This window comes from Longimicrobiaceae bacterium, assembly GCA_036375715.1.
Classification (GTDB): domain Bacteria; phylum Gemmatimonadota; class Gemmatimonadetes; order Longimicrobiales; family Longimicrobiaceae; genus DASVBS01.
Genome location: DASVBS010000051.1, coordinates 1 through 2,190, shown reverse-complemented (window position 1 = coordinate 2,190; position 2,190 = coordinate 1). Strand labels below are relative to the sequence as shown.

1 protein-coding gene is annotated in these 2,190 nt (G+C 65.5%); it reads right to left on the bottom strand.

The annotated features are described in order from the left end of the window. A partial coding sequence (locus tag VF167_09680; protein HEX6925692.1) for a hypothetical protein occupies positions 1–2,040 on the bottom strand: 2,040 nt, incomplete at its 3' end. Positions 2,041–2,190: the final 150 nt, after the last annotated feature.

Here is a 2,190-nt window from a genome sequence, read left to right as displayed (position 1 = left end):
CTCACCCGCCAGCATGCGCGGGAAGATGGAGCTCCAGTCGCGCAGGTCCTCGGCGAGCTCGGCGCCAACGATCATCTTCTGGAAGAGCTCCCGCCCGCGCTCCGCATCCACCGTCTCGCCGGCCTGGGCGAAGGTGCGGGTCCGCTCCCCCACGACCAGGCGCAGCGGCTCACGCAGCTTGGCGCTGGACGGGTAGCGGATCACCGCGCGCACCACCTTGCGGTAGGGCGTCTCGATGAAGCCGAGGTCGTTGATCCGCGAGTAGGTCGTCAGGCTGTTGATCAGCCCGATGTTCGGACCTTCCGGCGTCTCGATCGGGCACATCCGCCCGTAGTGCGAATAGTGGACGTCGCGCACCTCGAAGCCCGCGCGCTCACGGGTGAGGCCGCCCGGTCCGAGCGCCGAGAGGCGCCGCTTGTGGGTCAGCTCGGCCAGCGGGTTGGTCTGGTCCATGAACTGCGAGAGCTGGCTCGACCCGAAGAACGCCTGGATCACCGCCGAGACGGTGCGGGCGTTGACCAGGTCGTCAAGCGAGATCTTCTCGGGATCCGAGTTGATGCTCATCCGCTCCTTGACCAGCCGCGCCATGCGCGAGAGGCCCACCGAGAACTGGTTGGCAATCAGCTCGCCCACCGAGCGGATGCGCCGGTTGCCGAGGTGGTCAATGTCGTCGGTGTAGCCGCGGCCGTCGCTCAGGTCGATCAGGTACCGGATGATGGCCACGAAGTCCTCTTCGGTGAGGACCGTGTGGTTGGGATCCAGCTTGAGCTTGAGCCGCTGGTTGATCTTGTAGCGGCCCACCCGGCCCAGGTCGTAGCGCTTCGGGTTGAAGAACAGCTTCTGCAACTGCTGGCGCGCCGTCTCGAGGTTGGGCGCGTCGCCCGGGCGGAGGAGCGCGTAGATCTGCTCCAGCGCCTCGGCCTCGGAGTGGGTCGGGTCCTTGGCCAGCGTGTTCTTGATGAGCGCCGACTCCGGCCGGTTGGACGGCAGGAGGATCTCGACCTTGTGCACTTCCTGCTTCAGCAGCTTCTGCCGGAGCGCATCGGTCAGCTCGGCACCGCGGGACGCGAGCACTTCACCATCCCGGTCCGCCACGTCGAACGCCAGCACGTGGTTGGCATTGTCGCGGTGGGAGGTGGGCTGCTCTTCGTCGCGCAGGTCGATCGTGGTATAGCCGGCAAAGACCGTCGCGTGCTTCACGCCCTTGTGCCGCATCTCGGCCACGCGCTCGGCGGTGAGTTCGTCACCCACGTCACCCAGCAGCGCGTCCGGCGTTTCCGGATCAGGCACCGGCTCGGCCAGCAGCGAGCCCAGCACTTCGCGACGCTCGTGCCGGCTGTCATGCTTGCCGGTGAGGTCCAGTTCCTTGGTGGCAAAGAAGAGCCGCAGCACGTCGGCGTTGTTCCCGTAACCGAAGGCGCGCAGGAGTGCCGTCGCCGGGAACTTCTTCTTCTTGTCGATGTGGACGTAGATCACGTCGTGAATGTCGATCGTGAACTCCACCCACGAGCCGCGGAACGGGATGATGCGCGCGCTGAAGAGCCGCTGCCCGTTGGGGTGCGTGCTCTCCTCGAACACCACGCCGGGCGAGCGGTGCAGCTGGCTGACCACGACGCGCTCCGCGCCATTGATCACGAACGTGCCGAGGGGGGTCATGATGGGCAGTTCGCCCAGGTAGACCTCCTTCTCGATGGCGTTCTTGAGCCGCTGCTGGCCCTCGACCTCCTCGAACACGTCGAGGCGGAGCCGGGCCTTGAGGGGCGCAGCATAGGTCATGTCCCGCTCGATGCACTCCTCGACGGAGTACTTGGCCTCGCCCAGCGAATAGCTGAGGAACTCGAGGCTGTACTTCCCGTTCACGTCGCCGATCGGGAAGATCTCGCGGAAGACCCGCTCCAGCGATACATCCTGCCGTTCCCCGTTCACGTCATCGGGCACGAGCAGGGACTGGAACGCGGCGGTCTGGATATCGAGGAGATTCGGCATCGGCATGCCGCTCTCCCGCTTACTGAACGTGATGACTGGTTTGGTATGCGTCATCCGACTCTCTCACTCGCAGCACAAAGGGCCCCAGCACAGAATCCCCGCCGGGGGCGGGGTGCTCTGGGGCTCGGAACCATCAACAACCGGATTGAACGAATAGCGTGCATGCCGTCTCACTGAATCAGGGTGCGAAGCCAGCAGATCCCT